At 72.4% G+C, this 6,798-nt stretch carries 9 protein-coding genes; 3 read left to right on the top strand and 6 right to left on the bottom strand.

What is annotated here, in order from left to right; translation table 11 throughout:
* The 3 genes from CCN56_RS34720 to CCN56_RS34710 all read right to left on the bottom strand — a co-directional run.
* The coding region (locus tag CCN56_RS34720; RefSeq protein ID WP_086831782.1) for a DinB family protein at positions 1–549 on the bottom strand (549 nt) is incomplete at its 3' end.
* Between the two features lie 90 nt (positions 550–639).
* Positions 640–1,056, bottom strand: a complete 417-nt coding sequence (locus tag CCN56_RS34715; RefSeq protein ID WP_086831781.1) for a VOC family protein — start codon at positions 1,054–1,056, stop codon at positions 640–642.
* Positions 1,057–1,066: 10 nt separating this feature from the next.
* Positions 1,067–1,528 carry a helix-turn-helix domain-containing protein gene (locus tag CCN56_RS34710; protein ID WP_256962332.1) on the bottom strand — a complete coding sequence of 154 codons (462 nt, stop codon included), beginning with the start codon at positions 1,526–1,528 and terminating at the stop codon, positions 1,067–1,069.
* 91 nt (positions 1,529–1,619) lie between these two features.
* On the opposite strand from CCN56_RS34710, the gene CCN56_RS34705 reads away from it, so the two are divergent.
* From CCN56_RS34705 to CCN56_RS34695, 3 genes are all read left to right on the top strand, one after another.
* Positions 1,620–2,012: a helix-turn-helix domain-containing protein gene (locus CCN56_RS34705; RefSeq protein WP_086831779.1), complete on the top strand. Its 393-nt coding sequence runs from the start codon at positions 1,620–1,622 to the stop codon at positions 2,010–2,012.
* A 23-nt stretch (positions 2,013–2,035) separates the two neighbouring features.
* Positions 2,036–2,590 carry a hypothetical protein gene (locus tag CCN56_RS34700; RefSeq protein WP_086831778.1) on the top strand — a complete coding sequence of 185 codons (555 nt, stop codon included), beginning with the start codon at positions 2,036–2,038 and terminating at the stop codon, positions 2,588–2,590.
* A gap of 91 nt (positions 2,591–2,681) precedes the next feature.
* On the top strand, positions 2,682–3,035 hold the full coding sequence (locus CCN56_RS34695; RefSeq protein ID WP_086831777.1) for a DUF2516 family protein: 354 nt from the start codon (positions 2,682–2,684) through the stop codon (positions 3,033–3,035).
* Positions 3,036–3,073: 38 nt separating this feature from the next.
* On the opposite strand, the gene CCN56_RS34690 is transcribed toward CCN56_RS34695, so the two are convergent.
* From CCN56_RS34690 to CCN56_RS34680, 3 genes are all read right to left on the bottom strand, one after another.
* The gene (locus tag CCN56_RS34690; protein WP_373412937.1) at positions 3,074–4,378 is read right to left on the bottom strand and encodes a PP2C family protein-serine/threonine phosphatase; all 1,305 of its coding nucleotides are present in this window, start codon (positions 4,376–4,378) and stop codon (positions 3,074–3,076) included.
* 341 nt (positions 4,379–4,719) lie between these two features.
* A complete protein-coding gene (locus tag CCN56_RS34685) occupies positions 4,720–5,769 on the bottom strand; it encodes a C40 family peptidase (protein ID WP_086831775.1) in 1,050 nt (349 codons plus the stop codon).
* Between the two features lie 275 nt (positions 5,770–6,044).
* A partial coding sequence (locus tag CCN56_RS34680) for an SAM-dependent methyltransferase (protein WP_107484273.1) occupies positions 6,045–6,798 on the bottom strand: 754 nt, incomplete at its 5' end.

Genomic DNA, 6,798 nt, shown 5'->3' with positions numbered 1-6,798 from the left:
GAGGTCCGCGTGGCCGTTGTGGCGGGCGTATTCCTCGATCATGTGGATGAGGACCCAGCGCAGCGAGACCCTTCCGCGCCACGCGTCGTCCCCCGCGACGTCGAGGTCCGGGGCCTCGGCGGTGAAGCGGTCGGAGAAGTCCACCGCCGCGTGCCACGCCTCCCACGCCTCCGCCACCGCCGCCGGGTCGGGCGCGGCCTCGTCGAAGTCCCCGTCGGGGGAGGCGGGGGAGGAGAAGAGGGGGCCCGCCTCCTTCTGGCCGGCGAGGATCTCGCGGAACCAGTGGCGCTCGACATCGGCTAGATGTCGGACCAGGCCGAGCAGGGAAAGGGTGGACGGTTCCGCCGACCGGAGAGCCAACTCCCCTTCAAGGCCCGCACACTTGAGTACCAGCGTCGCCCGCTGGTCCGCCAGGAATCCGGCGAGCATCGGCCGCTCGTCCCCGGTCGCGGGACCGGTGAAGCGTCCCGGACCCGCGACCCCCGTCTCGTCGAGGACGTCCGCGCGCCGCCGGGGGCCCACCGCGTCGTTCTGCTCGTCAACTGCCATGTCGTACCTCCCCGTTGGGTTTCCCGTACATGCTGGCACGGCAGGCGCCCCCGGCCCGAGGCCGGGTCGGGGGCTTGGGGACGGGAACGCTCAGGCCTTGGGCCGGGCGAAGCGGATCATGTTGCCGGACGGGTCGCGGAAGGCGCAGTCGCGGACGCCGTAGTGCTGGTCGACCGGCTCCTGGAGGACCTCGGCGCCGGTCGCGCGGATGCGTTCGAAGGTGGCGTCGACGTCCTCCGTCGAGAAGATCACGCCGCGCAGCAGGCCCTTGGCGAGGAGGTCCTTGACGGCCTGGCGGTCGGCCTCCGAGGCGCTGGGGTCGGGGAGCGGGGTCTCGAGCACGACCGCCACGTCGGGCTGCTCGGGCGACCCCAGGGTCACCCAGCGCATCCCCTCGTAGCCGACGTCGTTGCGGACCTCCAGGCCGAGGGCGTCGCGGTAGAAAACGAGCGCCTCGTCGGCGTCGTCGACGGTGATGAAGCACTGCGAGAGCTTGATGTCGTCCATGCCGTCGACGCTACGGGGAGGCGTTCGTCGACGCTTCTCCGTTCCTGATCGCTTCGTTCCCGATCGCTTCGGCGGGCCCGCCGTTCTTCACCGGCCGCGTCAGCACCTTCGCGACGCACGCCGGGACCGCGGCACCCTCCTCGTGGCTGCGCGCCCGGTACGCGCTCGGCGTCTCGCCGACCAGCTCGGTGAACCGCGAGCTGAACGACCCGAGCGACGTACAGCCCACCTCGAAGCAGACCTCCGTCACGCTCAGGTCCCCCCGCCGCAGCAGCGCCTTCGCCCGCTCGACGCGCCGGGTCATCAGATAGCTGTACGGCGTCTCGCCGAACGCGGTGCGGAAGCTGCGGGCGAAGTGCCCCGTCGACATCAGCGCGACCCTGGCCAGGGCCGGCACGTCGAGCGGCGACGCGTAGTCGCGGTCCATCGTGTCCCGCGCGCGGCGCAGTCGTTTCAGGTCCTCCAGGTCCACGGCCCCAGCATGGCACGGCCCGACGCGCCCCGGGCGCGACTTTTGCAAGCAGGTGCTTGCAAAAGTTAGCGGCGGCTGGCATGGTCGGGGCATGGCATCGCTCAACGTCGGCAATCTCGGTGAGTACCTCCGCGAGCAGCGGCGGACCGCGCAGCTCTCCCTGCGGCAGCTCGCCGACGCCGCCGGGGTGTCGAATCCGTACCTCAGCCAGATCGAGCGCGGGCTGCGCAAGCCCAGCGCCGAGGTCCTGCAGCAGGTCGCGAAGGCGCTGCGGATCTCCGCCGAGACGCTCTACGTACGGGCCGGGATCCTCGACGAGAAGGAGCGGGAGGAGCTGGAGACGCGCGCCGTCATCCTGGCCGATCCCTCGATCAACGAGCGGCAGAAGCAGGTGCTGCTCCAGATCTACGACTCCTTCCGCAAGGAGAACGCCGCCGAGCAGGCGGCCGCCGCGCCCGATGCCACTCCGCCTTCGAGCCAGTAGTCACCTTCGGGAGGAACACCAGCATGGCCATCATCGACGAACTGCGTACCCCTCTCTACTTCGCCGCCGGCACCGCCGACCTCGCCGTACAGCAGGCCAAGAAGGTTCCCGGCCTGATCGAGCAGCTCGCCGCCGAGGCGCCCGCGCGCATCGACGCCGTACGGAAGACCGACCCGAAGGCCGTGCAGGAGAAGGTGACCGCGCAGGCCAAGGAGGCCCAGGCCACCGTGCAGTCGAAGCTCGCCGAGGTCGTCGGCGGTCTCGACACGGACCTCAAGAAGCTCGGTGAGACCGCTCAGGACCTCGCCCTGCGCGGTGTCGGCGTCGCCGCCGAGTACGCCGTGAAGGCGCGCGAGAAGTACGAGGAGGTCGCCGCCCACGGCGAGGAGGCCGTCAGGGCCTGGCGCGGCGAGGCCGCCGAGGAGATCACCGAGATCGCCGTCGTCGTCGAGCCCGAGCCGAAGGCCGACGAGAAGACGGAGACCCCTGCGGCCGAGGCCGAGAAGGCGCCCGCTCGCAAGACCACCGCCCGCAAGGCCCCCGCCAAGAAGACGGCCGTCGCCGCCGAGAAGGAGTAGGGCCGGGCACCAATCCGGGTACTCGGTGCGTTGTACCGGGTACCTTGGCCGCGAGGCGCTCTCTCTCCATCCCCACTAGGCGGTGCTCAGCATGTTGCGCGCGGGATTCGACTCCCTTCTCTCCCTGGCGATGTTCCTGGTCTTCACCGGCTTCGCCGTCGCCGCGCTCGTCTTCGCCGCCCTGGCGCGCGAGGACGCCTACCGCGCCGCCGACAAGCAGACGAAGAAGTTCTGGCTGATCATCCTGGGCATCAACCTCGCCCTGGCCCTGCTGCTGCCGTCGTCGATGTTCTTCCTGCAGATCGCGGGGCTGATCGCCGCCATCGTCTTCATGGTGGACGTGCGCCCCGCGCTCGCGCAGGTCTCCGGCGGAGGCCGGGGCGGCCGCCGGGGCGGCGGCTCCAGCAGCGACGGACCGTACGGTCCCTACAACGGCGGCCGGTAGCCGGTCGGCAGGACGACGAGAGCAGGACCCGGGAGGTGCTACCCCCGGGTCCTGTCCCTTTCCAGGGCCAGGACCGCGACGTCGTCCGTCAGCTCGCCGCCGTTCAGCGACCGGACCTCGGTCACGGCCGCCTCCAGGAGCTCCTCGCCCCGCAGGCCCGAGGCCAGCTGGCGGTTGATCATCTCGACCATCCCGTCCTGGCCGAGCCGCGGCGAGCCGGGGCCCGCCGAGCGGCCCTCGATGAGCCCGTCCGTGTACATGAGCAGGCTCCACGCCCCGCCCAGCTCGACCTGCCGGCGCGGCCAGCGGGCGCGCGGCAGCAGTCCGAGGGCCGGGCCGCCGTCCTCGTACGGGAGGAGGCGTGCCGTCCGGCCCTGCCGGGCGATCAGCGGCGAGGGGTGTCCGGCCAGGCAGAGGCCGGCCCGGCGCCCGTCGGGCGCGATGTCGACGGTGCAGAGGGTCGCGAAGATCTCGTCGCTCTCCCGCTCGTGCTCCAGGACCTGCTGCATCGTCGAGAGCAGTTCGTCCCCGCAGAAGCCCGCGAAGGTCAGGGCCCGCCAGGCGATCCGCAGCTCGACGCCGAGCGCGGCCTCGTCGGGGCCGTGCCCGCAGACGTCGCCGATCATGGCGTGGACGGTGCCGTCGGGGGTGCGGACGACGTCGTAGAAGTCGCCGCCGAGCAGGGCGCGGGAGCGGCCGGGCCGGTAGTGGGCGGCGAACCGCAGGTCGGAGCCCTCCAGGAGCGGGGTGGGGAGCAGTCCGCGTTCCAGGCGGGCGTTCTCCTGGGCGCGGAGCCGGGACTCGGCGAGCTTCACCTGGACGGCGTCGGCCCGCTTGCGCTCGACGGCGTACCGGATGGCCCGGCTGAGCAGCCGCCCGTCGAGCTCCTCGCGGAAGAGGTGGTCCTGGGCCCCGACGCGTACCGCCTCGGCCGCCAGCTCGGCGTCGGCGGAGCCCGCGAGCGCGAGGACGGCGTGGCGCGGGGCGAGGCGCAGGATGTGCCGCAGCGGGGCGAGCGGGTCGTCGCCGGCGGCCCCGGCGCGCGGGCCGGGCAGGGAGAGGTCGACGAGGACGCAGTGGACGTCGTCGGTGAGGAGCCGCTCGGCCTCGGTGAGGTTCCGGGCGGTGCGTATGCGGACCCGGGTGCCGGCGGCGTCCGCCGCGTCGAGCAGTTCGGGTACGGCGAGGGCACCCGCCGGGTCGTCCTCGACGACCAGGAGGGTGAGATCGGTGCGCTCGGTGCCTGTGACTGTGGCTGTCATGGGAGTGGCGTCCATTGGGGTGGCGTCGCCGGGTCCCGCGGCGGCAGAGACGTTTCTCTGGCGCGGTACGGATGCGGGCATCGGTCCGGGTTTCCTTCCCTCCCCCCGAGGTGCGCAGGGCGCCGGGTGGCGTCCCGCCCGTCCCGGACCATAGCGGTAGGGCGGTGCGCAGCGGAATGGTGATCAGCCTGTGAGAGCGCGCGCCGTGCTTGGCATATGCCGCGGAAGGGGAGGTACTTGCCCCTGTGCGGTCCGCACGGGGGCTTTGTTCCCATGAGAAACGTCACGCCCGTCGGGCCGTGGCCGAGCCGTGAAGGTGGCTCGTGTCACGCCGCTTCCGTCACGCCGCTTCCGTCACGCCGCTTCCGTCACGCGCTTCCGTCACACCGCCCCGTCGCGAAGGCGGACGACTCCCCTCGTGGTCACGAAGGGCGGACCACTCCCAGGATCTCCATCGTGCCCGCGCCCGCGAGCGTGACGTTCCGCCCCGGGCGCGGCGCGTGCACGATCATGCCGTTCCCGACGTACATCCCGATGTGGCTCGCGTCCTTGAAGTAGACGATCAGGTCACCGGGCCGCATGTCCTTGATGTCCACGTGCGGAAGCAGCCGCCACTGCTCCTGCGAGGTGCGCGGGATCCCCAGGCCGGCCGCGCCCCAGGAGCGCTGGGTCAGCCCGGAGCAGTCGTACGATTTCGGCCCCTCCGCGCCCCAGACGTACGGCTTGCCGATCTGCGCCGTCGCGAACTCGACCGCCTTCCTGCCCTCCGCCGTCGCGCCCTCCTTCAGGCCGTCGAGGACGCCGGTGCCGAGCCAGGTCGTCTGGGCCCGGAGCTGGGCCTGCTCCTCCAGGCGCCGCAGCCGCTCGCGCTCCTCGGCGGCGAGCTCGGACTCCAGCTTCTTCGCGGCGGCGATCTTGTCGTTGATCTCCTTCTTCGCCTTGGCCTGCTTGACGCGGTTGGCCTCAAGCTTGGTCCAGTTGGCGCCGGCGTCCTTGGCGTACGTGTCCAACTCGGCCTGGGCGCGGGTCATCTCGCCCAGGATGTCGGTGGTGGCCTTGGCCCCCGCCTTGAGCCGTCCGGCGGCGTCGAGGAAGAGCTGCGGGTCGTTCGTGAGGACGAGCTGCGCGCCGTCCGGGAGCCCGCCGTTGCGGTACTGGGCGCGGGCGGCGGCGCCGGCCCTGGCCTTGAGGTCGTCGATCTTCTTGCGGCCGTCCACGATCAGTCGGGCGAGCTGCACGATCTCGGCGGACTGCTCCTTGGTCTTCTCCTCGGCGAGGTTGTACGCGTCGGTGGCGGCGGCGGCCTTCTGGTACAGCTCGTCGATCTCCTGGCGCACCTCCTCCAGGCTCTTCTTCGGCGGGGGAGGGGGGAGCGGCGCGGCGGAGGCCTGGAGGGTCAGCGCGGGAGAGGCCAGCACGGTCAGGGCGCAGATCACGGTGATCGCGGCGGTGGCGTGGCGGCGTCGGTTCACGAGCTCCCCCTCGAGTGACCCAAATCTGATTTACCGTCAGTAACTTGATGGTGACCTGGCGATAGTGCCATGCGAAACCGGAAAGCAACAGGGGAAACCGGGGCCTGTCGGCCCGTTCCCCCCACAGGGGACGTGTGAGGTGCGTGGGGCGTTCCCCGCGCACGAGAAATTCAACGGGAGTTGGGGAGAGCCGGGGGACCGGCCACGCGGAGTGTCACCCCTTCGGCGCCGACGCCCCCACCGATGTGCGTCAGGCCCTCGGTGCCGACGCGTCGTCAGACCCTCGGCGCCAGTGCCTCCCAGCGCACCGTGACCTCGCCCTGCCGCCAGCGGCGCGGGCCGTCCGTCAGCGGCCAGTCCGCCGCCAGGTCGCGGACGGAGCGGATCCACCGCTGCCGGGCACCCAGCGAGGCGTACGGGGCGGCCGCCGCCCATGCCCGGTCGAAGTCCCGCAGGAAGGCGTGCACCGGCTCGCCCGGCACGTTCCGGTGGATCAGCGCCTTCGGCAGGCGCTCCGCGAGGTCCGAGGGCCGGTCGAGCGAGCCGAGCCGGGTCGCGAAGGTCACCGTGCGCGGCCCGGCCGCGTCGAGCGCCACCCACACGTGCCGGCGCCCGATCTCGTCGCAGGTCCCCTCCACGAGCAGCCCGCCGGGCGCGAGCCGCCCGCAGAGCCGTGCCCAGACGGCGGCGACCTGGTCCTCGTCGTACTGGCGCAGCACGTTCGCGGCCCGGATCAGGGCGACCCGGCCGGGCACCGGCACCTCGAAGCCGCCGTGCACGAAGGAGAGGCCCTCGTGGACGGCTTCGTACGGCTTCGCGGCCTCGACCCGGGCGGGCTCGATCTCGATCCCGTACAGGAGGGTGCGGGGCTCGGCGGTGCGCAGCCGGGCCAGGAGCTCCACGGCGGTCCAGGGGGCGGCCCCGTACCCGAGGTCGACGGCGACCGGCGGCTCGGGGGAGCTGCGCAGGGCGGGGCCGTGGGCGGCGGCGATCCAGCGGTCCATGCGGCGCAGCCGGTTCGGGTTGGTG

Origin of the sequence: Streptomyces sp. NRRL B-24572 (assembly GCF_002156145.1) — a bacterium.
Lineage (GTDB): Bacteria > Actinomycetota > Actinomycetes > Streptomycetales > Streptomycetaceae > Streptomyces > Streptomyces vietnamensis.
This window is presented reverse-complemented; position numbering and strand designations above follow the sequence as displayed.